General features: G+C 63.9%; 1 protein-coding gene. It reads left to right on the forward strand.

Annotated elements, in window-relative coordinates:
- Window positions 1–570 (forward strand): efflux RND transporter permease subunit (locus tag DU29_RS01000000130830; RefSeq protein ID WP_033051180.1); only part of this gene is annotated, 570 nt, incomplete at both ends.

Here is a 570-nt window from a genome sequence, read left to right on the forward strand (position 1 = left end):
GGGATCGTGGTGGACGACGCGATCGTGGTGGTGGAAAACGTCGAGCGCAACATCGCCGAAGGGCTGGCGCCGCTGGCTGCGGCCCATCAGGCCATGCGCGAAGTCAGTGGCCCCATCGTCGCCATCTCGCTGGTGCTGTGCTCGGTATTCGTGCCTATGGCATTCCTGTCCGGCGTGACAGGGCAGTTCTACAAACAGTTCGCCGTCACCATTGCGATCTCCACAGTAATTTCGGCCATCAACTCGCTGACGCTGTCGCCTGCGCTGGCCGCGCGCCTGCTTCGCCCGCATGGTGCCGCGCCAGACCTGCCCACGCGGGTGCTGGATCGCAGTCTGGGCTGGATACTCCGGCCGTTCAACCGTTTCTTCCTGCGCAGCGCGGATGGCTATGGAAACAGCGTGTCGCGCATCCTCGGGCGGCGTGGTGCGGTGTTTCTCGTCTACATCGCGCTACTGGTGGCGACGGGAGCTGTGTTCAAGGCCGTCCCTGGCGGATTCATCCCCATGCAGGACAAGCTGTATCTCATCGGTGTCATCCAGCTACCCGAGGGTGCATCCCTGGAGCGCACG

The sequence above is a fragment of the Pseudomonas sp. Ant30-3 genome, assembly GCF_000690905.1.
GTDB lineage: Bacteria > Pseudomonadota > Gammaproteobacteria > Pseudomonadales > Pseudomonadaceae > Aquipseudomonas.